Source organism: Variovorax sp. P4_B10, from assembly GCF_056402375.1.
This window is the reverse complement of sequence record NZ_JBFUHN010000009.1, coordinates 22805-48377: the sequence shown is the minus strand read 5'-3', so window position 1 is coordinate 48377 and position 25573 is coordinate 22805. Positions and strand designations below refer to the sequence as shown.

22 protein-coding genes are annotated in these 25573 nt (G+C 66.0%); 16 read left to right on the top strand and 6 right to left on the bottom strand.

The genetic code is table 11. The features are described 5' to 3' along the window. Positions 1-28 precede the first annotated feature (28 nt). The 16 genes from AC1DXX_RS06785 (at position 29) to AC1DXX_RS06710 (ending at position 16599) form a co-directional block, all read left to right on the top strand. On the top strand, positions 29-1102 hold the full coding sequence (locus AC1DXX_RS06785; protein ID WP_478133409.1) for a YybH family protein: 1074 nt from the start codon (positions 29-31) through the stop codon (positions 1100-1102). Then, complete coding sequence (locus AC1DXX_RS06780; RefSeq protein WP_478133408.1) at positions 1069-2487, top strand: L,D-transpeptidase family protein; 1419 nt, start codon at positions 1069-1071, stop codon at positions 2485-2487. Before AC1DXX_RS06785 ends, AC1DXX_RS06780 begins: the two co-directional genes overlap by 34 nt. 414 nt (positions 2488-2901) lie before the next feature. Then, positions 2902-3087: a Flp family type IVb pilin gene (locus AC1DXX_RS06775; protein ID WP_478133407.1), complete on the top strand. Its 186-nt coding sequence runs from the start codon at positions 2902-2904 to the stop codon at positions 3085-3087. 16 nt (positions 3088-3103) lie between these two features. Further along, positions 3104-3604, top strand: coding sequence for an A24 family peptidase (locus tag AC1DXX_RS06770; protein ID WP_478133406.1), 501 nt, complete (start codon positions 3104-3106; stop codon positions 3602-3604). A 65-nt stretch (positions 3605-3669) separates the two neighbouring features. Beyond that, the gene (cpaB, locus tag AC1DXX_RS06765) at positions 3670-4656 is read left to right on the top strand and encodes a Flp pilus assembly protein CpaB (protein ID WP_478133405.1); all 987 of its coding nucleotides are present in this window, start codon (positions 3670-3672) and stop codon (positions 4654-4656) included. 48 nt (positions 4657-4704) lie between these two features. Then, positions 4705-6072: a type II and III secretion system protein family protein gene (locus AC1DXX_RS06760; protein ID WP_478133404.1), complete on the top strand. Its 1368-nt coding sequence runs from the start codon at positions 4705-4707 to the stop codon at positions 6070-6072. A gap of 35 nt (positions 6073-6107) precedes the next feature. Beyond that, positions 6108-7391, top strand: a complete 1284-nt coding sequence (locus tag AC1DXX_RS06755) for a CpaE/TadZ family protein (protein ID WP_478133403.1) — start codon at positions 6108-6110, stop codon at positions 7389-7391. An 8-nt stretch (positions 7392-7399) separates the two neighbouring features. Then, on the top strand, positions 7400-8716 hold the full coding sequence (locus AC1DXX_RS06750) for a CpaF family protein (protein ID WP_478133402.1): 1317 nt from the start codon (positions 7400-7402) through the stop codon (positions 8714-8716). Next, positions 8709-9701: a type II secretion system F family protein gene (locus AC1DXX_RS06745; protein ID WP_478133401.1), complete on the top strand. Its 993-nt coding sequence runs from the start codon at positions 8709-8711 to the stop codon at positions 9699-9701. Before AC1DXX_RS06750 ends, AC1DXX_RS06745 begins: the two co-directional genes overlap by 8 nt. Further along, entirely contained in the window at positions 9698-10663 is a 966-nt protein-coding gene (locus AC1DXX_RS06740; RefSeq protein WP_478133400.1) for a type II secretion system F family protein, read from the top strand. The genes AC1DXX_RS06745 and AC1DXX_RS06740 overlap by 4 nt, the downstream gene beginning before the upstream one ends. Continuing rightward, positions 10660-11601, top strand: a complete 942-nt coding sequence (locus tag AC1DXX_RS06735; RefSeq protein ID WP_478133399.1) for a tetratricopeptide repeat protein — start codon at positions 10660-10662, stop codon at positions 11599-11601. The genes AC1DXX_RS06740 and AC1DXX_RS06735 overlap by 4 nt, the downstream gene beginning before the upstream one ends. After that, positions 11598-12068, top strand: a complete 471-nt coding sequence (locus AC1DXX_RS06730; RefSeq protein ID WP_478133398.1) for a DUF3613 domain-containing protein — start codon at positions 11598-11600, stop codon at positions 12066-12068. The genes AC1DXX_RS06735 and AC1DXX_RS06730 overlap by 4 nt, the downstream gene beginning before the upstream one ends. Before the next feature lie 37 nt (positions 12069-12105). After that, positions 12106-12591 (top strand): TadE/TadG family type IV pilus assembly protein, encoded by a 486-nt coding sequence (locus AC1DXX_RS06725; RefSeq protein WP_478133397.1) that lies wholly within the window; start codon positions 12106-12108, stop codon positions 12589-12591. Continuing rightward, positions 12588-13070 carry a TadE/TadG family type IV pilus assembly protein gene (locus AC1DXX_RS06720; RefSeq protein WP_478133396.1) on the top strand — a complete coding sequence of 161 codons (483 nt, stop codon included), beginning with the start codon at positions 12588-12590 and terminating at the stop codon, positions 13068-13070. Before AC1DXX_RS06725 ends, AC1DXX_RS06720 begins: the two co-directional genes overlap by 4 nt. Positions 13071-13084: 14 nt before the next feature. Further along, a complete protein-coding gene (locus tag AC1DXX_RS06715) occupies positions 13085-15166 on the top strand; it encodes a pilus assembly protein TadG-related protein (protein ID WP_478133395.1) in 2082 nt (693 codons plus the stop codon). A gap of 11 nt (positions 15167-15177) precedes the next feature. Next, a complete protein-coding gene (locus tag AC1DXX_RS06710; protein ID WP_478133394.1) occupies positions 15178-16599 on the top strand; it encodes a sigma 54-interacting transcriptional regulator in 1422 nt (473 codons plus the stop codon). A 129-nt stretch (positions 16600-16728) separates the two neighbouring features. On the opposite strand, the gene AC1DXX_RS06705 is transcribed toward AC1DXX_RS06710, so the two are convergent. From AC1DXX_RS06705 to pal, 6 genes are all read right to left on the bottom strand, one after another. Continuing rightward, entirely contained in the window at positions 16729-18210 is a 1482-nt protein-coding gene (locus tag AC1DXX_RS06705) for a TolC family protein (RefSeq protein WP_478133393.1), read from the bottom strand. Between the two features lie 71 nt (positions 18211-18281). Then, positions 18282-19604, bottom strand: coding sequence for an HlyD family type I secretion periplasmic adaptor subunit (locus AC1DXX_RS06700; RefSeq protein ID WP_478133392.1), 1323 nt, complete (start codon positions 19602-19604; stop codon positions 18282-18284). 33 nt (positions 19605-19637) lie between these two features. Further along, the gene (locus tag AC1DXX_RS06695; RefSeq protein WP_478133391.1) at positions 19638-21455 is read right to left on the bottom strand and encodes a peptidase domain-containing ABC transporter; all 1818 of its coding nucleotides are present in this window, start codon (positions 21453-21455) and stop codon (positions 19638-19640) included. 91 nt (positions 21456-21546) lie between these two features. After that, complete coding sequence (locus AC1DXX_RS06690) at positions 21547-21828, bottom strand: hypothetical protein (protein WP_478133390.1); 282 nt, start codon at positions 21826-21828, stop codon at positions 21547-21549. Continuing rightward, positions 21825-24905, bottom strand: coding sequence for a glutamate ligase domain-containing protein (locus AC1DXX_RS06685; RefSeq protein WP_478133389.1), 3081 nt, complete (start codon positions 24903-24905; stop codon positions 21825-21827). The genes AC1DXX_RS06690 and AC1DXX_RS06685 overlap by 4 nt, the downstream gene beginning before the upstream one ends. A gap of 105 nt (positions 24906-25010) precedes the next feature. Then, positions 25011-25520, bottom strand: coding sequence for a peptidoglycan-associated lipoprotein Pal (gene pal, locus AC1DXX_RS06680; protein ID WP_478133388.1), 510 nt, complete (start codon positions 25518-25520; stop codon positions 25011-25013). Between the last annotated feature and the right edge of the window lie 53 nt (positions 25521-25573).

The window sequence follows — 25573 nt, the reverse complement described above, 5'->3', positions numbered from 1 at the left end:
CACCCACCCCTACGAGGCCTCGTCCGCAATGCCCAAGAGCCCCCGGCCTCGTGCCCGTTTCAGCTTCTCCCCCACCGTGCGAGCCCTGCTCCTGGCCGTTGCGGCCTGCGGCGTGGCGCTTCCGGCACTGGCCGCCACCGAGCACGATGAAGTCGACCGCCTCATGCAGGCCGGCAAGCTGGACGAGGCCCTGACGAAGGCCGATGCCTTCCTGAAGGACAAGCCGCGCGATCCGCAGATGCGCTTCCTCAAGGGCGTGATCCAGCTCGACACCGGCAAGCGCACCGAGGCCATCGCCGCCTTCACGCAACTCACGCAGGATGCCCCCGAGTTGCCCGAGCCGTACAACAACCTCGCGGTGATCTACGCGAGCCAGAACCAGTTCGACAAGGCACGCAGCGCGCTGGAAAGCGCGATCCGCACCAACCCGAGCTACGCCACCGCCCAGGAAAACCTCGGCGACGTGTACGCGCGGCTGGCCAGCCAGGCCTACAGCAAGGCACTGCAGCTCGACCAGAACAACACTGCGGTGCAGCCCAAGCTGGCCGTGATCCGCACCCTTTTCACACCGACGCCGCCGGGCGCCAAGCCCACGGCACCGGTCGCAGCGGCACCCATTGCGAAGGCGCCAGCTCCCACGCCGGCACCTGCACCCGCCCCCGCCAAGGTGGCCGCTGCGCCCGCACCTGTCGCCGTTCCGGCCAAGGCGCCTGAAGCGGCGCCAGCCCCGGCGCCGGCAACCGCCGCTGCGCCGGCCCCCGCCTCCACCGCCGAGGTGGAATCGGCCGTTCGCGGCTGGGCTTCGGCCTGGGCCGGCCAGGACATGGACCGCTACTTCGCCGCCTACGGCGCCGACTTCGTCCCGGGCGGCGGACAGAGCCGCAAGAGCTGGGAAGAAGACCGCCGCGCCCGCATCGCCGGCAAGTCGAGCATCAGCGTGAACATCGAGAACCTCGTGATCAAGGTCGACGGACAGAACGCCACGGCCAGGTTCCGCCAGGTCTACCGCGCGGACAACCTCAACATCTCGAGCCGGAAGACGCTGGACATGCAGCGCAGCGGCACTCAATGGCACATTCGCAAGGAAAGCGTCGGCGGCTAGTGGCAGACATCGTCCGGCGCGGCCGGCTTCAGAATCCCCCGTTCCGCCGGAGCGGGCACATGCTCGCAGCGCTGATGACCGCATCGGCGCTGGTGCTAGCGGCACCCGCTGCCGCCTACGCATCGAACAAGCCGGGCAGCGCAAAAACCGCCAGCAGCGCCAAGGCCGGCAAGACCCATGCCCAGGGCAGGAAAGCCTTGCCGGCGAAGACCCGAACCGCCGCTGCCGCTGCCAAGCCCGCGCACAAGGCGGCATCTGCAGCCTCCATCCAGGAAGCCAGCAGCGCCGAAGCCCGCCTGATTTCGGTCTACGAACTGTTTGGCCGCGGCCAGGCCCGCCCCGCGCTGGCCAAGGCCCGCGACCTCGTGCGGGACTATCCGAACTTCCAGCTCGCGCAGCTCGTTTACGGCGACCTGCTCGCGGCGCAGGTGCCGCCGACCAACGCCCTCCCCGACACGGCAGGCATCGCGCGGCTGCGCGGCAATCCGGCCATGGCCGAACTGCACGAGGAATCGCGCCGCCGCCTGCAGGCCCTGCGCGACAGGCCCCCCGCGGGCGCCGTGCCCTCGCAGTTCCTTTCGCTCTCGACCCGCAGCCGCTACGCCATTGCCGTCGACGCCTCGCGCTCGCGCCTGTACCTGCTCGAGAACTCCGACAAGGGCCTGAAGCTGGTGGCCGACTACTACATCTCGGTCGGCAAGTCGGGCACCGACAAGGTCACCGAGGGCGATGCGCGCACCCCGCTGGGCGTGTACTACATCACCAGCAGCCTCGATCCGAAGTCGCTGAAGGATTTCTACGGCGCGGGCGCCCTGCCCATCAACTACCCCAACCCGTACGACGTGCGGCGCGGCAAGACCGGCGGTGGCATCTGGCTGCACGGCACCCCGCCCCAGCAGTTCGCGCGGGCGCCGCTGGCCAGCGACGGCTGCGTGGTCATGGCCAACCCCGACCTGAAGCAGCTGCTGCGCAAGGTGCAGATCGGCGCCACGCCGGTGGTCACCGCGCGCAGCCTGCAATGGATTTCGCAGCCGCAGGCCGAAAAAGAAGCCCAGACATTTACCAGTGCAATGACCGCCTGGAAAGATACGAGAGCCAGCGGCAATGAAGCGCAATTGAAGAAATTCTATTTGCCCGATTTCCAGCGCAACAGCAAAAAACCGATCGACGGTATTTCCGCGCCCCGCGACGAAGTGGAATACGCGCAGGGCAAGCGCGTGCAATTCAAGGACATGTCGTACCTGCATTGGCGCGACGGCGACGACACCATGGTCGCCACCTTCGGAGAAGTCTTCGAAGGCGAGAAGAGCGGGCGCACACGGCGCCAGTACTGGCTGCGCCAAGGCAGCGAGTGGAAGCTCTTCCACGAAGAAATCCTGGGCTGATGCCCTCTCGGTGACGAGGTCACCACCCTGAATTCGTGATTTATTGCGCACGCAGGGTACCTTTCTTCGCTGTTACAACTCGCCTCGGAGTATCCGTGTCACGTAACACGTAACGCCTACGTTCCCGTAACACTCCCTTTCCGCGCGTTACGAGCCCCCGTAACACCCCCTCCCATCTTCATGGGAGGTTCGACGCGGTTTACAGAGGGAAGAATCTATCTCGCGATTGCAAACAGACCTGACCAGGGCGACCTGGGCCCGGGTGGCAGGGGGCTGGCCGGCATCCTGCTATCTCTTTCGCACTAGCACACCAAGGACCTCATCTCCTCGGGTTTCTCTTGTTGATACACGGAGTTACGCTGTATAACATCCACGTTGCAAGCCTTTGTTAACACTACCTTAAAGGGTTAAATCATGCTCAGTTCTATTGCTCGTTTTCTGCGCGATGAAGAAGGTGCTACTGCAATTGAATATGGAATTATTGCGGGGTTGATTTCGGTTGTGATGATTACGGCCATCACCGGCACTGGCGGAATAGGTGCCAGCCTGGAAAGCATTTGGAACAGCATCAAATCATCCCTCGCAACCGCCGCTGCATAAAGTGCCGGCGCAAGCAATGACATCAGCGTATTTGATGTGGTTGCTTTTCATTGCCGCTTATGACTTCAGGCAACGCCGCGTCCCCAATTGGCTCGTGCTCGCAGGCGCCTCCCTGGCTCTCGCGGCACTGGCATTGGGGGCGGGGCCCGTCGAGCACGACTGGACGGCCGCCCTGCTCAGTGCGGGACTGGGTTTTGGCTTCCTTCTGCTTTTCTACGCTTTCGGGGTCATGGGAGCCGGCGACGTGAAATTCGCCGGAGCGCTTGGACTGTGGGTCGGCCTTTCGGCACTGCTCCCCGTCTGGCTCATCGGCAGCTTCCTTGCCGGCCTGCATACCGCGCTCTGGCTGATTCTTCAGCGCTGGCCTGTTTCCCCCCGGCTTTCGCTCGTGCTTTTCGGGCCACCGTCCCCGGCAGATGGCAACCCATCGCCGACCCGGGTTCGCTTTGTTCCCTATGCGGCCTATCTCGCGCTGGGCGCCGCGGTGTGGATGGTTTGGGGTCGACAGGGCGGCTAGCCGCCCCGCCACCACGGGCTGTTCATCGATAGCTCTTGAATTGCTTCTCCCTCGACACGCCGCCCATGATCAATCTCACCAAAATCATCGCTGCCGTCCTCGTGCTCCTGGCGCTCGCGCTCGGCGGCTATGCATGGATGCTCAGCCGCCAGCCCCCACCGCCCATTGCGGTCGCCCCCGCAGTCGCCGGTCCCGGCAAGGCCGCCCAGGCGCAGACCTTCCCCGTGGTCGTGGCGGCCAAGCCGCTGCCCGCGGGCCAGGCGATTCCGGCCGACGCGCTGCGCATCGAACGCCTGACGATCAACCCTGTGGGTGCCTTCCGGGACACCGCACCGCTCGCTGGGCGTGTGCCCGTGATTGACCTGGGCGAAGGCACGCCGCTTCTCGAAGGCCAGCTCGCTTCCGGTCTGGCCCTGCGCGTCACCGAAGGCGAGCGTGCGGTCGCCATCAAGACCGACGAGACCATGGGTGTGGGCAACAAGGTCCGGCCCGGCGACTTCGTCGATGTCTTCCTGATGCTCAAGGCCGACGGCAAGGACATCGACCGCAGCCAGGCGCGCCTGCTCCTGTCGCGCAAGCGCGTGCTGGCCTACGGCAGCGCCTCCGTCGATGGCCTGCCTTCCGGGATGGACAAGAACGGCGCAGCACAGCAGGCCCAGCGCGCCGAACCAGCCCGGACCGCTGTGCTCGCAGTGCCGGTGGACGATATCAACAGGCTCACGCTCGCCGAGAACAGCGGCCGTTTGCTGCTGGCGCTGCGCAACCCCGCCGACATGTCGGAACCCGATCCGAAGCTTTTTGCCGAGTTGCCCGCCGCCCTGCAACCGCCTCCGCCGAAAGCCGGCGAACCGCGTCGCCCGCAACTCGAAGGTCTGGACCGCGCGCAGGCCGGCGTCACCACGGCAGATTTCGTGACCGGCGGCAAGCCGGGCGCCTCGCGCGCGCCGACCGTCGCTGCCGTGCGGACTCCGACGGCTCGCACCGGCGATTCCCGTGGCGGGCTTCAGGTCGAGGTCATCCGCGGCGACCGCACCGAAACCATCAATTACTGATCAGCAACAAGTGGCAAGCCCATGCACGCCACGCAGGAAACGAACACCATGACGATCGCCTTCCGCGCGAAAACAACCGGCCCGGCACGTCCCCTGCGTCCAACACTCGCAGTGCTGTGCCTGCTGGCGCCGGGCGTCTGGCCTGTGGCGTCCGCAGCGGCCGATGCAGCAGAGGCGACGTCCTCACGCCCTGCGCTCCAATTGCGCCTTGATGCAGGCACGCAAAAGGAGCTGCTGATCGGCAAAGGCATCGAGCGCATGGCCATCGCCGACGAGACGGTGGCGGGTGTTGCGCTCACCCGCCAATCGCCCAACTCGCCGGCCGCGCGCCTCATCGTCACCGGCAAGGCAGYGGGCCGGACCACGCTCATGGTCTGGGAAAAAGGCCAGTCGGCCGCGACGGTCTATGCGCTCGAAGTCCGGCGCCGCACCTCCACGCTCAACGGTTCGCTCAACAGCATGGACGCACACCAGGAGGCGCGCGATGCGGCCATGTCGGCCGGCGGAGAAAAATCGGCGTTGATCGACCGCTCCGTCGTCAATGTGCGAAGCAACACCGTGCAGGTCGAGGTCAAGATCGTCGAGTTCAACCGCAGCGTGCTCAAGCAGGCCGGCCTCAACATCTTCAGCACCCGCGCCAATTCCAACGGCTTCAGCTTCGGGGTCTTCACGCCCTCATCGCTGCGCTCGGCGTCGTTCGCTCCCAACGGCGCGATCAGCGGCGAATACAACAATCCGCTCGCGCAGGCCTTCAGCCTCCTGTTCAATTTCGGCAAGGCCGGCATCGGCCTGAATGTCGGCTTCCTCGAAGGCAATGGCATGGCCCGCGTGCTTGCCGAACCGACGCTGGTGGCGCTGTCGGGCCAGAGCGCGAGCTTCCTGGCCGGCGGCGAACTGCCCGTGCCCGCGCCCCAGGGCCTGGGCACCACGAGCATCGAATACAAGCCCTTCGGCATCGGCCTCACGCTCACGCCCACCGTGCTGTCGAACGACCGCATCGTGCTCAAGGTGGCACCCGAGGCCAGCGACCTGGACTACACCAACTCGCTCAGCATCGGCGGTGTCGCCGTGCCCGCCATCAGCACGCGACGCGCCGACACCACGGTGGAACTCGGCGACGGCGAGAGCTTCATCATCGGCGGCCTCGTGAGCCGCACCACGACCTCCAACGCCGACAAGGTTCCGCTGCTCGGCGACATCCCGGTGCTCGGAGCCTTCTTCAAGCAGAACAAATACCAGATGAGCGAGAAGGAACTGGTGATCCTCGTCACGCCGCACCTGGTGAAACCGATCGCGCGCGGCACGGATCTCGGTCCGTACCTCCCCGGTGGTGCCGAACAACGCGACGGCCCCGTGTGGCGCGCGCATCTGCTGGGGCCGGCTTCAGGCACGACGGTCCCGGGTTTCTCGCGTTGACGGAAACAAGCTACACAAAGCCGGGGACCGATGCCATGAACGCTCCACGCGACAGCCTCCCTGAGACCGGTGCCGAGACCTATCTCTTCGCATCGCCGAACAGCAGCCACATCACATGGCTGACCGATGCGCTCGGCCGGCTGGGCACGGTGGTGATTCTTCCGCCCGAGGCCAAGTCGATCGACGAGCGCATCGCCCTGCTCGGTCCGGCGGCGGTCTTTCTCGATTTCTCGGGCGACCATGCCACCGCGGCCAGCGAACTTCACCAGCGCCTCAAGCGCGAGTGGCCGACGCTGCCGGTGCTGGCGACGGGCGTGTCGGTCGAGCCGGCTTCCATGCTCGCCGCATTGCGTGCCGGCGTGGACGATTTCGTGGACATGAGCGCACCGCCAACGGATGCGATCAACACGCTGCGCAAACTGCTCGATCGTCACAGCAGCCTGCAGAGCCGCGCCCGCGGATGCACGCTCGCACTGCTCGGCGCCCGACCGGGCATCGGCGTGACCACGCTCGCGACCAGCCTGTCGCTGATGCTCAACGACCAACCGTCCCAGGCAACCACGCCCCCTCATGGCCGCAACACGCGCCGCGGCGTGGCATTGCTCGATCTCGGGCTGCCGGCCCGCGACGGTCTTCTGTATCTCGACACGCAAAGCAGCTTCAGCTTTGTCGATGGCGTGCGCAACCTGCGCCGCCTCGACCAGACGCTGCTGCACACCGCACTGGCCCACCACACGAGCGGCGTTGCCGTGCTGCCGCTGCCCGCGAGCCTCGCGCAAGTGCGCGAGATCTCGCATGCGGATTCGGTGGCGCTGATCAAGCGGCTCGGCGACTTCTACGATTTCCAGATCGCCGACCTGGGCGGTTTCTCGACCCTCGATTTCGTCGCACAGACCGTGAAGGCAGCCCAGCGCAGCTGGGTTGTGTGTGACCAAAGCATCGGCGCGATCGTCTCCACGGCAAACATGCTCAAGGAACTGCGCACCCGCGGCGTCGATACCGATCGGCTGTCGCTGGTGGTCAACAAGTTCGACGGCCACGTCGGGCTGCCGGCCAAGGACATTGCCGAACGGCTCGAACTGCCGCTGCACCATGTGCTGCCGGCGCGCAGCACGCAACTTCTGGCTGCGGCGAGCCGCGGCGAAATGCTGGTGCGCACCGCGCGCAACGACGCGTATTCGCAAGCCGTAGCCGGCCTCGCACGCGGGCTGAACCAGGAATACATGGCCGATGCGGGCCAGCCGCCGGCCAAGGAATCCAGCTGGGTGGCGCGAATGTCGCAAGTTGCCGGTTTCTGGAAAAGCTCTAGCCAAGGTTGAACCGCCCCATGTCCAACGATCTCGAATTCGCCGACGACGACCAGGCGTTCATCAATTCCCAGCAGTTCCAGGACATCAAGAGCTGGACGCACGACCATCTGCTGAGCCGCATCGAAGAGCTCGGAGCGGAGTTCGGCCGCTGGTCGCGCGCCTCGATCCAGCAGTTCGTCGAGCTGGAGGTCGACAGCTTCGTGCGCCTGCGGCGCGTGCCGATCAACGACCGGGAGATGCAGCTCATCTCCGATGCGCTGACCAAGGAGCTTGCAGGCTTCGGGCCGCTGGAAGACCTGCTCAACGATCCCGCCGTCGAAGACATCCTGATCAACGGCTACCAGAACGTGTACGTGTCGCGCCACGGCATGCTGGAGCGCGAGACCGTGCGCTTTGCCGATGCGGAGCATGTGATGCGCATCGTGCGCCGCATCCTCGCGCCGCTCGGCCGGCGGCTGGACGAATCCAATCCGATGGTCGATGCGCGCCTGCCGGATGGCGGCCGCATCAACGTGATCATCGAGCCGCTGGCGATCGACGGGCTCTCGGTATCGATCCGAAAGTTCCGCAAGGAGCCGCTCACGCCGGCCGACCTGGTGAAGCTCGGCACCTTCGACGCAGGCATGGCGCAGTTGCTGGAGATTGCCGTGCGTGCGCGCTGCAACATCCTCGTCAGCGGCGGCACCAGCTCGGGCAAGACCTCGCTGCTCAATGCGCTCGCAACCTTCATTCCCGCGCGCGAGCGCGTCATCACCATCGAAGACACGGCGGAGCTTTCGCTCGGCACCAGCCACGTCGTCCGGCTCGAAAGCCGCCCCGGTGGGTTCGACGGCACGGGCGTGGTCTCGATCCGCGACCTGCTGCGCAACAGCCTGCGCATGCGGCCCGACCGGATCATCGTGGGCGAAGTGCGCGGCGCCGAAGTGATCGAGATGATGCAGGCGATGAACACGGGCCACGAAGGTTCGATGGGCACCATCCACGCGAGCTCGCCGCGCGAATGCCTCTACCGGCTCGAAATGCTCGCGGGCTTCGCCGGCTACCAGGGCAGCGAAGTGAGCCTGCGCCGGCAGATCGCCAATGCCATCGACTTCATCGTGCAGATCGGCCGCCTTTCGAGCGGCCAGCGCCGCATTCTCTCGCTCAGTGAAGTCACCGGCGTCAACGACAACGTGGTCGCGATGCAGGAGCTCTACCGCTACGAACCGATCGTCTCGCCCGACGGCGAGGAGCGCGACCGCTGGGTATCGCTCGGCATTGCGCCGCATTCGCCCAAGATCACGCGCTTCCGCCAGTCGCTGGCACGCGCGCAGCAGGGAGACAACCGTGCGTGAAGTCCTGCTGACGGTGGCCTGCATCGCGCTGCTGCTTGCAGCCGCGGGGCTGCTGCTGTGGCAATGGGCAAAGGGGCGCCAGACACGGCAGGCGGCGGGGCGGCATCTGAACCAGCAGATCCTGGCCAGCACAGCCGCTGCGGCGCCGCTGCCAATACCTTTGCGGGATCTGCCCAGCGACGGTCTTGTGACGGGCGTGACCACGGACCCATGGCTCGACACCGACGCAAGCGCCGCAGCTGTCGCACCCACCGGGCTTCTTGAAAAAATCTTGCCCGGCTGGCTGACAGGCGTGATCGAGCCGCGCGCTGCCGCGTTGGGCCTGGCCGCCATCGTGGTCCTGAGCGCGCTCGCCGGCCTGTTCGGCGGTTGGATTGCGGCGTCGAGTGCGCTCACCCTGTTGGCGCTCCTTGCAGTCTTCGCCGTCTGGCTGCGATTGCAGAAGTTCCGCCGCAAGCTGATCGGCCAGTTGCCCACCTACATCGACGCGATGGTGCGACTGATCACCATCGGCAATTCCACGCAGGCGGCATTCCAGCTTGCGATTGCCACCACGGAGGCTCCGTTGCGCGGCCAACTGGAACGCTCGGCATCGCTGGTGCGCGCAGGCATGGACCTGGACCGCGCCCTGCACCAGACAGCCAGCAATGTCCGCATCGAGGAGATGTACCTGCTGGCCTCCATCCTCGGCCTGGGTGTGCGTTATGGCGGACGCTCCGATCTGCTCTTGGAGCGCGTAGGCAACTTCATGCGCGATCGCGAGCAAGCCGAGCACGAGCTGCTCGCCATGTCGTCGGAAACCCGGCTTTCCGCCTGGATCCTCGGGTTGTTGCCCGTGAGCGTGGGCGCCTTCTTCATCCTGACCAATCCCGGCTATTTCATGGGAATGTGGAACGATGGGACCGGCCGCATGATGGTCCTCTCTGCCGCCGGCTTTCAACTGTTCGGTGCGGCGCTCCTCTACCGGTTGGCGAAACTGGCATGACCGTCACCCCCGATCAACTGGCGATCTTCAGTCTGGCGTTGTTGGCCTTGGGCCTGATGGCCGGTGCTGGCGCACTCATTGCGGCCGAATTGCGACGCACGCGCAGCGGAAAAGTCATCGACCGCGCCATCCAGCAGGTCGTGACGGCTCCGCGCGATTCGAAGGCCTCCGTCGATTCGACCGAAGAGCTGAACGCCCCGGCAAAGCCGGACATCGAATTGCCGTTCCACTGGCTCGATTCGCGGATTGGCCGGGCGCTCGTGGCAAACGAAGACCGCAACCTCATCGACCAGTGCGGCCTTCCCTCGAAGCGGGCGCAATTGGTTTTCCTGGTGGCTCGCATCCTTCTTGCATTCCTTCTTCCATTTCTCGCCTACGTTCTGTGGAGCGCGGGCCATCCGCAGCGCACCGTCATCATCGTGCTGGCGGCCGCGTTCGTCATAGGCTTCATGGCACCGAAATGGACGCTGGGCCGCTTTGCGGCCAAACGCCGCGAGCGGGTGAACCAGGAGCTCCCGCTGTTCATCGACTTGCTGCGCCTTCTCCAAGGCGTCGGGCTGAGCCTGGACCAGAGCCTGCAGATCATGGCCAGCGACTTCTCGCATGTGCTGCGCGTGCTCGGCTACGAGCTGACCTTTGCCAACAACCAGTACAGCCGTGGCCGCAGCCGCGAGCATTCGCTGCAGCGCCTCGCGACCCTGCACAAGAACGAGAACCTCCGCGGGCTCGTGTCCCTGCTGGTGCAGGTCGACAGACACGGCGGCGCCGTGCAGGAACCGTTGCGCATCTTCAGCGACCGGCTGCGCGAACACCGGCGTTCTGAAATGAAGGAACGAATCGGAAAGATCACCGTGAAGATGACCGCCGTCATGGTGACCACGCTGCTGCCGGCGCTGGTCATCGTCACGGCAGGACCGGCCTTCCTTGCAATCTTCCGCTCACTGGGAGCCGCTGCCAAATGAAACCAATCGACCTTCACGCGAGCTCGCGTCCTGCTCACCGCTGCATGCTGGCTTTCGGCTCTGCAGCCGCCGCGGCCCTCCTCGTCACCGGCTGCGCAGGCCTCAAGGACCAGTACGCCGCCAGCGCCGATGCGCAACAGCGCATGGCCGCCGAAGCGGCCGCGGACACGAAGGCGGGGGCGAACGTAGACACCCAGGCGACGTACCTCAAGCTGGTCGAACAGATGCAGAAGGAGGACCTGTGGTTTGCATCGCTCGCGCACATCGACGCGCTTGAACAGCGCTGGGGTGTCTCGCCCGAATCCACGCGCACGCGTGCCGAAGCGTTGCGCCAGACAGGGCAGGCTGCTCCCGCCGAAGCCGCCTACAAGCGCCTGCTGGGCACGCCGCTGGCGAGCGCCGGTTACCGCGGACTGGGCCTGCTGGCGGGCACGCGCGGCAACTACGCCGAGGCAGTGCAGCTGCTTGCGCAGGCGCAGCGCCGGACACCCACCGATGCGCTCCTGCTGAGCGACCTGGGCTACGCGCACTTGCGCGCCGGCCAGATCGAGGAGGCACGACTGCCGCTGATGCAGGCCATGCAGTTGCGACCCGACAGCACGCAAGCGCAAGCCAATCTCGCGCTCTATCTGGAAGTCACCAACCAGCGGGATCAGGCAACAGCGCTGATGGATGCGAACCGCATGTCCGCAACAACACGCCTGGCCGTGCGTGAAGCGGCGCTGCAGATGCGTGCACCGGGCGGACTGGCTGCTGCACCCGTCGCTGCCACGACATCCGCGTCAATTCGCGGTGAACCCATTGTTGCGCCCCTGGCGCTCAAACCGTCGCGATGGTCAAGCGTGGGCGGCATGCGGACTGCGAGCCAGACGAATCCGACGGCGTCGGCCGCGGAAGCGCCCTTCTCTCCGAACTCGACCTCACGAGGCACACAATGAACCACGAATCCACCGAACGGATTGCCACGCTGCCCGTTCGTGCAGTCTTGGCCGCTGCACTTCTCTTCATGGCAACGAGCGCCTTCGCGCAAGCGAATACGGCCAAATCAGATGAAGCGAAGGCCATTGCGACGCCAATGGCTGCCCCAACAGCCAAGGCCGCAACAGCACCCGCCGCCCCCGCTGATCGGCCTGCACAGAATCAAGCCGCAGAGAAGCAGATGGCCGAGTCCGAAGAATTCGACCCACCACCACTGCTGCTGGGTGATGCGACACAAAACCTGCTTGCCTGGCAACGCAGCGGAGAGATTGCATCGCCCACACCCCGGCCCATCGCTGGAAGCGTTGCCAACCGGAGCTATGAGCGCTACGTCAAGAGCTTCGAGCATGCGATTCCCGAGCAGCTTCGTTCGACGGTGATGAAGTCCAACGGCGGTGCTGGCGGTTCTTCTTCCGGGTCTCGGTAAGCGACGAGCCGATCCTCGCCACGCAAAGAGAACCGCGATGGACATACGCACTCACGCAAAGCCCGGTCGCGCCCAGCGCGGCGTGTATGCGATCGAGTTTGCATTTGTGTTCCTGATCGTCTTTGCGCTGCTCTATGCCGTCATCTGCTACGGCTTCTTGTTGACGATGCGCATGAGCCTGCAGAACGCAGCGGAAGACGGTGCCCGCGCCGGTCTGCGCTATCAAAGTGAGCTGAACAAAAGAAAAACCACAGCCAGCGGTGTGGCGATCGATCGCTCTGGCTGGTTGCCTGCATCTCTGAAAGCAAATCTGGAAGTCGCGGCAAACATCTGCATTGCCGGAGAGGATGACTGCCAGCAAGCCGCGCCTGCCTGCGGGCCGGCCTGGAGCAACCGTTGCCAGATGGTCGTCACGGTCACGGTCAGTGGCATAGAAGCGCTGTTCCCCGCTTTCCCCAGCTTTGCCGTGCCCGACCGGATCGTAGGCAAGGCCAGCATGCTGCTCGATGGGAGGTCGTTATGAAATCCGGCCTCCGACAACCGAAACGCGTGAATCCTCGCCTGCAGAGAGGGGTCGCCGCCATCGAGTTCGCACTCGTCTTCAGTGTTCTCTTCCTGGGCATCTATGGCTTCGTGACATTCAGCGCTGTGCTCTACGTCCAGCAGGCAGTTTCCCGAGCGGCGGAGGATGGAGCGAGAGCGGCTCAACTCGCAGGCGGCACCATCTCCGCTACCGACCTGCAAGCGAATGCCCGGACAGCGATCTATCGTTCGTTGGCCCTGTCGTTGATTACCCCGGCCGCCGCAGGTGGAACATTTTCCTCCAAGGAAGCCTGGCTTCGGGCAGAGATGAAGACCCTACCCGTGGTCAACCTGCTGCCCGATGAAATCGAAGTGAGGGTGACCTATCCCTATCGCGCCAATCCGTTGTTTCCGCCGCTCGCACTTACCTCGAGCTTGTTGCCTGAGAAGCTGACCGGCAAGGCTACGGCTACCAGATAGACAGGGACAGAACAATGCAGCCATCCAATCGAGGACCAGCCCGGCGGCAAACTGGCTCGGTCGTCATCAATGCGGCAATCGCCCTCAGCCTGCTCGTCGTCGTTCTTGTGGGTACCGAACTTGGCTACCTGTTCTATATGAAACGAGAGCTCCAGAAGGCGGCCGACCTCGCAGCGCTCGCGGGCGCCCAGGTTCTCAGCCCCACCGAGTGCGGCGGGGCGACGACAGCAGCTTCGGCGAATGCGGCACGGAACCTGCCATTCCTCGCCTCGCAATACGAACTCACTGCAACCTGCGGCGTCTGGAATCCCACGAAATACACGACGGGGTCGCATTTCAGTACCACCTTGAGTGGCACAGACGAGATCAATGCGCTCTCCGTCACCATAATTGGTCGCCCCCCGCTTCTATTTCCCTCGTTGCCTGGCAATGAGGTGCGTGCCGTGACCGTCAGCGCGATCGCAGCGAAGGACGAACCACTGGCCGTGTTCAGCGTCGGGTCGAAGCTCGTCGACATCAATTCGGATGCACCACTGATTTCGATTCTCAAGTTTGTAGGCGCCGATGTTTCCGGATCCTGCGGCGGGTGCTACTCCGGCCTCGCCGGCGTAAAAATCACGCCGGGCGGACTGCTCGCGGCGCTCGGAATTCCTGTTACCACCGACCTGACGGTCGGAGGCCTCAATGCGCTGCTGGCAGCGGAAAAAATCACCCTGGGCCAGTTGCTCAATGCCGTCGCGACCGTCGCGGGGCAAGCTGGCCTAGTGTCGGCCAACACGAGTCTCGTGAATTCCCTGCTCAGCGCGGGCGTGAGCGCGGACAAGCTGCCGGTGCCACTCGGGACCGATTCAACCAGTGCGGTGCGCGGCCTCTTTGCCCAGATCACTGCGCCTACCTCTGCGTCCGCGCTGAGTGCGGAAGTCGACGCGCTCGATCTGGTAACAACGGCGGTGGGGATCAGCACAAGCGGTCACGCAGTGAATGTGAACACCGGCGTGAATCCGATTGGGGTCACCCTCCAGTCGCGCATCATCGAGCCGCCCTCCATTGGCATTGGCCCCGTCGGTACGAAGGCCTACAACTCGCAAGTTCGCGTTGCGCTCGACATCAATTCCAGCGGCTCGGTTTTGGGCGGATTGCTCGGTGCTCTGGGCACAGAGATCCATCTTCCTATGGCGATCGACGTGGTGAACGCGTTCGGTCGGCTGGACGCCATCAATTGCGACGCAGCACCGCCGGAGGCGACGATTCACGTCAAGGCGCCCATCCTCAACGCTTGTATCGGAAATATCAATCCAACCGCGCTCTGGTCGAAATCCGACGTCTGCACGACGGACCTCGGGACAATGCCCTTGGTCAAGCTGCTCGGCATCAACCTACTGAACGGCAAGGTGGCCATTCCTGCCCTTCCCTATGACGAGGACATCACGCTTTCGGTCGGCGAGACGAAAACCACAAGCCGCAATCCGCTGAACATCGGCAGCACCGTCACGGCGTTACTCGACCAGTTGCTCAAGCTACTGCTGGGCGGCAACACCGGCTCCGACGATACGCCAGCAGACAGGGCATCCAACCCCGAGATCGCGGCAAAACTCGCGGACTACTACATTGCCCGCGCAGGCAGCTCCACCAATGTCAGTGCCATCAAGACACTACTCAATGCCGACCACCTGACCTGGAACAGGCCCGGGCTTTTAAATCTCCTCCCAATTCCAATGCCGGAAGAATGGGCCGGAAAGATTGCTGCACTTCCGCCAGGAGGATGCACACCTCTCTTCGGTTCACCCTCAGCTTCATGTATTCGCGCGAAGCTGATCGAATCGCTTCAGTCCCCTGCACAGAATGGCATCGTTGGCGGCCTCCTCGACGGACTTGTCGATCTGGTGTCCAACTTGCTCGGCCTGAGCCGGGATGCCCAAGGCACTCCTCTGCTCTCCACTATCCTCGGCCCATTGCTTGAGTTGCTGCAGCCTATCCTCGACTCTGTCGGTGGTCTCATTTCCAATCTGCTCGGCAACACACTGGGCCTCGAGCTCGGCCGCACCGACGTCCACCTGCATTCACTGAATTGCAAGAACGCCAAGCTGGTGTACTGACGCCTCTTCCGATGAATCCTGCTTCCTCCAACTTCGACGAACTCGACCTCTTTGTCTGGGAAGGCAAAGCCGACATCCTCGACCGCATCGCGCGGTGCATGGCGAGTTTCGACGTGGAGGTGATCCGGGCCGACGGCCTGCCTCCTCCACAACAGGACCGGGGCGTCGCGCTGCGCCCGTCGGTCGCGATCATCAGCGTCACCGTCATCGACAACGGCGGTCTCGCGCATGCCACCGAGCTGCTGCAGGGCATGCCGGTGATCTGGGTGGCCGCGGGTTCGCGCGAGCGCGATTCGCGCACCTATCCGCCCGAATACCTGCACGTGCTGCCCTACGACTTCACCTGCGCCGAGCTGCGCACGATGGTCGCGAAGCTGGTGCGGCAGCTGCGCGCGCGCGACGTGGCGCCGCAGGCGCCCGATGTGCTGGTGGCGCACTCCGAAGCGATGCAGGCGCTGCTCGCCGAAGTGGGCGCTTTTGCCGACTGCAACCACCCCGTGCTGGTGCGCGGCGAGACCGGCGTGGGCAAGGAGCGCATCGCGCAGCAGTTGCACCTGGGGCACCAGAACTACAGCAAGGGCGCCTTCGTGGCGGTGAACTGCGGCGCGATTCCCGACGGGCTGTTCGAATCGCTGTTCTTCGGTCACACCAAGGGCTCGTTCACGGGCGCCGTGCATGCGCACCGGGGCTATTTCGAGCAGGCCACCGGCGGCACGCTGTTCCTCGACGAAATCGGCGACCTGCCGCGCTATCAGCAGGTCAAGCTGCTGCGCGTGCTGGAAGACAACGCGGTCACGCGGCTGGGGGCGACGTCGCCGATCCGGGTCGACTTCCGGCTCGTTGCGGCCACCAACCGCAACCTGCGCGAGATGGTGGCAAGCGGCGACTTCCGCGCCGACCTGTTCTATCGGCTCGCCGTGATCGAGCTGCATGTGCCGAGCCTCGAAGAACGCGGCGAGGTCGACAAGATCGCGATCTTCAAGGCGCTGTTGAGCAACGTGCTCGGCGACGAGCTCGAGACGCTGGGCGAAACGCCGCATTGGCTGAGCGATGCAGTGGCCGAAACCTATTTCCCCGGCAATGTGCGGCAGCTGCGCAACCTGGCGGAGCGCGTGGGCGTGATCGCGCGGCAACTGCACAGCTGGGACCAGAACCTGATCCAGCGCGCGATCGCGCTGACACGCGGCACGCCGGCGCCGGCGATCTCGGTCGACCGGCATGGCAATGGCGGCGGCGGTGTCGCGCTCGACGGCAACGGCGAGCGCAAGGGCTGGAACAGCGGCGAGCGCAACCGCATCATCGCGGCGCTCGAGATCAACGACTGGAAGCGGCAGGACACCGCGCAGCACCTGGGCATCAGCCGCAAGGTGCTGTGGGAAAAGATGCGCAAGTACCAGATCCTCGACGGCGAACCCGGTATCCCAGAGGACTAGGCTCGCCCCCAGGCTTCGCGCACTTCGTGTCGCTTCTCCTTCCCCCTACCGGGGGCAACACCTGAGGCCCGGCGGAGCCGGTTCCTCGGTGTTTCACGAAGGGGCTTCGCTGCGCTTGCCGTCCCCTGCCTAACGCGGTGCCAGACGGGGCGTGCGGCGCAGCGGAGGGTTGGCGGTCGAGGCGGCCGGGGAGCGCTCGGCGACGGGCTCGTTCGGGCAGGCTGCGTTGCTCGAAATGCACAGCGCCGAGAGCAGGCCGTCTTCGGTGAGCATGGAGCGGTTCGGCGGGCCGAAGACGCGATCGAGCCAGCTGGTGCCGGCTTCGGGCTCGATGCGCAGTTCGCCGGTGGTGCGTGCAAGGCGCAGCTCGGCGATGCGCAGGTCGAAGACACCGTCGACATAGTCGAACAGCAGCGTGTAGTAGTCGAGCTGCGCATTGAGCACGTTGGGCAGGGTCTCGCGGCCGAACTCCATCAGCCGGCGGCGGCCGCGGAAGGCCTGGCCCGATGTGCTGACGGCCTCCATGAGCTGCTTCTCGCGCTCGCGTCCCGAGACCGTGCGGGCCCACGACGCCGAGGTGAGTTCGAACAGGTTGTTCTTCACGCCCTCGAGCTTGGCTTCCTGGTTGGCAACCTCGGCCAGCGCGGACTTCAATCGCAGTTGCCGGTCGAAGCCGTTGCCGAAGTTCCAGCTGAGTTCGAAGGCGGCGCGCGTCGGGTCCTGCGGCGAGACGCCGCGCGGGTCCTTGCTTTTCACGACCACGGCATCGAGCGTCGGATAGAGGCTGGCATCCTGCTGGTCGACCAGGGCCCTGGCGCGGTCGATGCGGCCCTGGGCTTCGGCGATCTCGGTGCTGCGGGCCTCGGCGCGGCGCAGCGCCTCTTCCTGCGAACTGATGCGCCACTGCGGCGCCGCCGCGAGCACGGGCAGCGACTCGGTGTTGGGCGTGAACTTGAAGTAGTTGCGGAACTTGGCGAGCGCTTCGTCGCGCTGGGCCTCGAAGTCGGATTCGCGTGCCGCCACGAGTGCGCGCCGCGAGGCGGCCATGTTGAGGTCGTTGTCGCCCGACACGCCGAGCGCGACGCGGCGGGCTTCCGCCCTGGACAGCTCCGCCATCACGTCGGTGGCCTTGTGCGCGATCTGCTTCTTCAGGTCGAAGCGCTGCACCTGGAGGTAGGCGGTGAGCGCATCCAGCACCACCTTCTGCGAAGTGGTGGCCACGGCCTCGTCGTCCGCCTGGTTGCCCGCTTCGGCGGCCCGCACCGCGGCATTCATGGCACCGCCGTCGACCAGGCTCACGCGCGCCTCGGCCGTGAGCACGGTGTAGCCCTGGGTCTTGGCGTTGTCCGCGCCGCTGTTGTAGTTGCCGGACGAGGTGCCGACCTTGAAGCGCGGGTAGCGGGCCTTCCTGGCCTGGTCCACGGCAAAGCCGCTGGTGTTGGCCGCGGCCTGGGCCGACTGCACCTCGGGGTATTCGGTGGAGAGCGCGATCAGCGCCTGCTTCACGCGCTGGGCGTAGCTCGCTGCGCCGATCGACGGGGTCGAAAGGCGGCGTGCGAGTGAGAGCGACGGCGCCCGCTCTTCCTGCGCCAGGGCGGTAGAAGGAAGCACGAAGCTGGCGCAAAGCGCCGCGCAAAGTACACCGGGGCCCATGCGGCGCCGGGCTGCCAAGGTTTCTCCCTTCATGGCTCGCGGAAGGCTTCGCGCCGCAGCTTGAGCACAGGACGAAGGATGTACCAGATGAACGGATCGGTGCCCACGCGCAGATCGACTTCGGACTCCATGCCGGCGGTGATGCGGTTCTCCTCGCGCCCCACATGCGATTGCGACATGCTGATCAGCAGGCGGTAGTAAGGCGCGCCGCTGGCAATGGCCGCGTCTCGGTCGGCATCGGCCGCCACCAGCATCACCTTGCCTTCGACGGCGCCGTAGCGCAGGTAGTCGTAGGCGGTGATCTTCACGCGCGCCGACTGCCCGATCTCGACAAAGCCGCGGTCGTTCGGATTGAGCCGGGCCTCGACCATGGTCTCGTCCTTGTCGGGCACGACCTCCAGGATGGCTTCGCCGGGCTTCACGACCCAGCCGGGGCTGGAGTTGCGCAGCCCCTTGACGATGCCGTCCGAGGGCGCCTTCACCACGGTGCGCGAGCGCTGGGTGCGGGCACGCGCCAGGTCTTCGCTCAGGCTGGCGAACTGGCGTTCGACCGTGGCCAGTTCGTCCGATGCGCGGCGGCGGTAGCGGCCTTCGGCCTCGGCCATCTTGGCCTGGGCTTCGGTGATGGCGGCGTTCGCGGAGATCACGCCCTGGCGCGCCACCGCGAGTTCGCTGCGCACGCCCTCGGCCTGCCGGCGCTTCTCGAGCACCTCGACCTGCCCGACCAGTTTCTCGCTGAGCAGTTGCTCGGAGATCTCGAGCTCCTTCTGCATCAGCGCCAGCCGGTCGCCGAGGCCCTTCACCTTGGCCTGCTGTTCGAGCTGCTTGCTGCGCGCCTGCTCCAGGCCCGACACGGCGCCGGCCATGACGCCGCGCTGCTCGAGGGCGCGCGCCTGGTAGGCGCCGGACTCGCCTTCGAACACGCTCTCGTCGATGTCGGTGGCGAAGGACCCGCGCGTGAGCGGCTGGCCGCGGCTCTCGGCGATGAGCCGCACGCGGGTCGCCTGGGTGGCCGCGTAGCGGGCGGTGAGTTCTTCGAGGTTGAGGCCGCTGCCGCCCAGGTCGATCTCGACCAGCGACTGGCCCTGCCTGACCTTCTCGCCTTCCTTCACCAGCACGGAACTGACGATGCCGCCTTCCAGATGCTGGATCGACTTGACGCGGTCCGAAGGAATCACGCGGCCCGGTGCGACCACCACGGTCTCCATCGGAAAGCCCAGCCCGACCAGGGCCAGCACGCCGATGGCGCCGCCGATGATCCACTGGCGCCGCCGCCCCTGTGGCGACATCCGCGCCGCGCGCTTCTGGTCTTCATCCTGGAGTATCTGCGGCAAGTCTGATTTCAAGGTCACGGTCCCCAATCACTCGTCATGAATCAAGCAGCATCACGCCATGGAGCGGGAGGCCGCAGCCCCCGCGTTGTCTTCCGAATCGCCCAGCGCCACCAGCGGCTTCTTGACGCCGAAGAGCTTCGGCACCATGACCGCGGCGGTGCCCAGTTCGACATCGCCCTGCCCGGTCACGTGGTAGACCACGGTGGCCGCCGACACGATGCGCAGCGAATGCGTGACCACCACCACGGTGCGCACCTTGGCCACCGCGAGCAGCGTGGCGAGCAGGTTGCGCTCGCTCTGGAAATCGAGGTCGTTGCTCGGCTCGTCGAGCACCAGCACCGAGGGCTTGCGCAGGAAGCTCATGGCCAGTGCCAGCTTGCGCCGCTCGCCCACCGACACGCCGGTGCCGCCTTCGCCGACCATGGTGCGGTAGCCGTCGGGCGTCCGCGAGATGAAGTCGTGCGCACCCGAGAGCTTGCAGGCTGCGACGATCTGCTCGTCGCTCTGGCCCGGCGCGGCGCGGCGCATGGTGTCGATCAGCGTGCCGCCGAACCAGTAGACCTCCTGCGAGAGGTAGCTGATCCAGCGCGAGAGTTCTTCGCGGCCGAACTGCGAGAGGTCGTACTCGCCGATGCTGATGATGCCGCGCGTGGGCGCATACAGGCCGCAGACGAGCTTCAGCAGCGTCGACTTGCCCGCGCCGTTGCGCCCGACGATCACGTGGAGCCCGCCCGGGCCGATGTCGAGGTCGACGTTCTCCAGCACCGGCTGCTGCGAGGCTTCGGAGAAGCTGAAGCTGACGTCCTTCAGCGTGATGCGGCCCAGCGGCTGCGGCAGCGTCATGCCCGTGGGCGGCTTCTCGACCGGCTCGCGCAGCACGGTTTCGAGCCGCTTCGCCGCCTCCTTTGCGGTGGCGAGCGCGCGCCAGTTCGACACCAGCCCCGCCACCGGCTGCAGCGCCTTGAGCGCCAGCATGTTGGAGGCGACCAGGCCGCCCACCGTCATCCACTGCTCCATCACCGAGACCGCGCCCACGGTCACGACGATGACCGAGAACACGGTGAGCAGCACCGTGGTGCCGTCGCGCGCGCTTTCGATCTGGCCGTTCTTGCTGAAGCTCTCGGTCAGCCAGGCGTTGTAGGTCTGGCGCCACATGTCGCTGATCGGGCCGTCGTTGGCCTGCGTCTTGAGCGTTTCGCGCGCATTGCAGATCTCGGAGGTCATGCGGTCGAGGCCGCGGCCGCGCTGCACTTCCTCGACGCGTCCGGCGCGCACTTCGTCGGCCCACCACCAGGCCAGGAAGGACATGATGCCCAGGAACGCGGCCACCACCGGCAGCACCGGCAAGGCAACGATGCCGATCACGGCGAGCGCGAAGATCGCCATCGGCAGGTCGAAGATCGACTGCGCCAGCCCGCCCGTGACRGTGCCGCGCACCGAGCCCACGTCGCGAAAGTATTGCTGCCAGACCGAGGCCGGCCGCGCCTCGAGCGCGCGCAGCGGGCGGGCCAGCATCGACTGCAGCAAGGCGCCCGACACGCCGTGGTCGATGATCGCGCCCGCATTGCGCAGCATGCGCGAGCGCCGCGTGCGCAGCCAGAACTCGATGCAAAGGAAGAACAGGATGCCGCTCACCAGCGCGGCGAGCGTCGAGATCCCGCTGCGCGACAGCACGCGGTCATAGACCTGGAGCAGAAAGATCGAAGGCAGCAACCCGAACAGGCTGATGGGCAGCGAGCGCCATGCCGCGCTCTTGACGAGCGGGTAGGCCGCGCGGAACGCCGTATTGAGCGCACCCGCGTAGGGACTGGCGCCCGGCTCGTCCGGCGTTTCGGCAACCAACTGGCTGGGCAGGAGGAACTTGATCATGAGAAAGAGCCGATCCGTCGTGCAATGACGCCTGAGTCATTATCAACTGTTACTCGACTGTTACAAGGCAAAAAATCACGCTCCGTGCGCCTCAGCATCGGGGGGTGTGCCCCTTCGTCGGATCGGCCTGCCGCTCATGTTTCGCATCGCGTTGCGACGCAGTTTCGGCGGCCGCGCAGCCGGCCTGCCGGTACCCCGTCGATTCGCTTCTTGCCTCGGGCAAACCCTTGGCCAGCACGAGCGCCAGGTTGGCGCACAGCAGCATGCAGACGACCCATGCGCACAACAGTTGCAGCCAGCCGAGCCACCAGCGGCGCGGCGATTCCGATGCGCGTTCGCAAGGCATGTGAATGCGCGCGTTCCATCTCGTCATGGCAATGCTTTCAGAACCCGGGCGAGCCGGGAGAGACCGACACCCGCAGAACTCTTCGCCAGCACCCAGTCGCCCGGCTGCAGCAGTCCGCCGAGCGCGGTGGAGAGATCCGACACGTCGACGAACCAGTGCGAGCGGACCTTGGTGCGGATGCGCGCATGCAGCGCCCGCATCAAGGGACCGCACAGCAGCACGCGATCGGGCTGCGAGGCCAGCAGTTCGGCCTCGAGGTCGAGGTGATGGCGTTGCGCCGCGGGGCCGAGCTCCTGCATGTCGCCGAGGATGGCCACGCGGCGTGCAGGCTCGCAGGGGGCTTGTGACAGCAATTCCAGCGCCGCCCGCATCGAACTCGGGTTGGCGTCGTAGGTTTCATCGATCAGCTTGAAGCTTCCGCCGCCGATGTGAATGGTGTGCAGCGCACCGCGTCCGCCCGGCGGCTCGAAGTGTGCGAAGGGTTCGACGGCCGCGGCCAGCGGCAGGCGCAGCGCCTGCAAGGCGGYAAGCGCAGCGACGGCGCTCGCGCCCATGTGGCGTCCCGGCGCATTGAGCCGGAGCTGGAAGGGTTCGCCCGACACCAGCGCCTGCACCTCGCCGTGGTCGAAAGCGAGCAGGCGGATGTCGGCGTCCTTGTGCTCGCCGCAGGTCACGATCTGCAGCTGATGCGCCATCGCGGCTTCGGCAAAGATCGCGAACTCGGGCATGTCGCGGTTCAGCACCACGCTGTCCCCGGCCGCCATGCCCTGGAAGATCCGGCTGTCCATCCGCGCGGCGGCTTCCGACGGGCCGCGGTGCTTCTGCGAAGCGGCCGAGAGCCCCGTCACCACGACCAGCGACGGCCGCACCAGCTGCGACGAGGCCGGCATGTGCGAGGTGCCCATCTCCAGCACCCAGTAGGCCGCATGCCGCGGCATGCAGGTGAGGTTCCAGGCGATGCCGGAGGGCAGGCTGATGTTGCCTTCGGGCCGGCCGACCTCGCCCCAGACCGTCAGCGCACCGGCCATCATGGCGGCCACGGTGCTGCTGCCGGTGCCGTTGCCCAGCACGCCGCAGACGCGCCCGGTGAACTCGGTGCGCGCATGCTCGCCCAGCTGCAGGACGGCCTGCAGCACGTTCGGCACCTTGAGCACGGGCACGCGCTTGTCGAGGTGCGGTGCGGGGTCGGTGCACAGCACGGCCGCGGCCGGCTGCAGCACGCCCTTGAGCGTGACGGCCGCGAGCGGCGCCTTCGACAGCCGCGCCTGGTGCTCGAACACGACGCGGCCCTTGCGCATGAAAGAGCGCTGCGTCACGCCGCTGGCGCGCCACCCATCCTCCGGGGACACCACCCATTCGCCGCCGGTCACGCGCGCCATTTCGCTTGCCGTCCAGGCGGCGCCTTCGTCCCTCGGGCTGCTGGCGCTGTTCACGCCGAGGGGTACGCGGCGCTCCAGCAGGTAGCGGTGGTAGGCCGCGAAGCCCGACACATACTGCTCGACGTCGTCGATGCGAACCCGGAACGCGTGGTGGCGGATGAAAAAGGAGCCGACGATCGTGGATGGCCGCCGGAAGTACATCGCCATCTCGGGCCAGAAGAAGCCGTTGAGCAGGTAGTGGGCGCGGTAGTCGAGCGCGCGGTAGAACTTCTCGGTGTCCAGCTCGTCGAGCAAGTGCCGCATCGCGGGCATGCTCTCGAGACGCTGGAGCATCTGCTGCGCCGCCAGCATGAGTCCGAGCAGGGTCGGGAAGGTGGTCTTCCGGTCGAGCACGAAGTCGAGGTAGCCCGCGACGTTCTGCAGGCCAAAGCGGAAGTACTTCTCCTGCGGGCTCCAGTGCGTGAGCTCGTTGACGCAGCAGCTCAACCAGTGGTCGTGCGCCTGCCAGTGCTGGCTCGCGATGAAATGATCGAAGGCCTTCTCGACCGCGGCCAGCCAGCGCGCGTCGCGCGTGAGGCCGTAGAGGCGCATGAGACCGAAGGCCGCTTCGCCGTCGTAGTAGATGACGCGCGAGGCCTGCTTCAGCGCCAGGTCGGTGGCATGCAGCACATGATTGAAGCGGCCGGTGGCCGGGTCCTGCAACGACACGATGCCGAGCGCCAGCTTTTCCAGCAGCGGCAGCCAGCGGCGCGTGTCCACGAGCTCGCAGTACTTCACCAGCGCGAGCACGCAGGCTGCATTGCCGCCCAGCTTGATTTCTCCGCCGGTGTCGACGAGGAACGCCACCTCGCTGCCGTCCGCGAGCCGGTAGTCGCGGATCAGCCGGTTGACGAGATGGTCGAGCGAGCGGTCGATGGCCGAGCGCAGCGTTTCGTCGCGCGTGAGCTCCCACGCCTCGAGCATGGCGTAGAGCGCGCTCGCGTGGCGCATCGCGTCGTAGGTTGGAATGCGGCGGTCGAAGCACGGGAAGTAGCCGTAGACGAACAGCCCGTCGTTCTGCACCTGGCGCGCAAGGTAGGCGGAGCCGCTGCGCGCAAGCTCCAGCACTGCCTGCGGGTTCAGTGCCGGCAGGTGGCGGCGTCCCGCGTCGAGCCCCGTACCGACGAGCTTGTGCACCACGCCGTCGGGCTGGCAGAACACACCCACCGTCGCGAGCAGGTAGACCGGCCGGTCCGTCGGCACGTCGAGCGCCGGCGTGCGCTGGAAGCGTGCCTGGCCGTAGGCCTCGAAGTTGCGCGGGTTCACCACCGCGTGCGCAACGGTCGAGTCGCCGCACAGCATCGCGTTGGCGTTGAGCTCCTGCTCGGTGAAGGCGATCTCGAAGTCCTGGTCGAAGGCCAGGCCGAGACGGAAGTAGTTGCGCTTGACGGCGGTGAGCTGGGTCTTGAACTGCCCCCAGTCCATCGGGCTCGCGCCCTCGATCCAGTCGATGCGCAGCCACGGCGACACCATGCCGTGTTCGCTCACCCAGCGCTCGACGATGCCGGCGCCTTCGCGCCAGGCGGTCTCGAATTCGGCGGCCCGCGCATGCACGACATGCGCACGCTGCGAACCGTCGCTGACCGAGAAGAAAAGCGTGAAGGCGGGGTAAGGGGCTGGCAGTGCCGCGCACACGGGCACCAGGCGTTCGTGGCAGGCGTGGAGCTGGTCTGAGAAGGACATCATTCGGCCCCGATCGAGTGCGGGAAACCGGCCGCGCCCGTCATCGGCTCTCGCTTCGACGTGGTCGCTGGCCGGACACTGCCCTCGAAGTCATCGCTATCCCTTGTTTCAGCGGTAGCCGAACTCGTCCCGGCGATTGAGCTGATAGCCCTCCTCGGTGGTTTCGAGAGACGCAGGTTTTTCGGTGCCCCAGCTGACGGCCTCGATGCGTTCGGCCGGCACGCCGAGCTGCGTGAGCGCCCGCTGCACCGATTCCGAACGGCGCTGCCCCAGCGCGAGGTTGTATTCGCGGCCGCCGCGCGAGTCGGTGTGGCCTTCGATGACCACCTTGCTCGCCGGACGGTTCTTCAGGAAGCTTGCATGCGCTTCCACGATGTTGCGGTCCTGGGGCCTGATGTTGTATTTGTCGAAGTCGAAATACACGATCCTCGACACGCCGGCCGGGCCGTTCTGCACCGGCTCCGGCTTCGGCGGTTCCACCTTCGCCACCGGGGGCGCGGCGACCTTGTTCGAGTAGTAGTAGGTCGCGTCGTCGCGGCCGCTCTTGGGTGGCGCACCGCAGGCGACGAGGCTTGCCCCGACAGCGACGATGGCCAGTATCCGGAGACTCTTCTTCATATCCAATCCTTTCGAGGGACAGGCCGGTGGCGGCCTGTCCCTGGTGCTGTGGT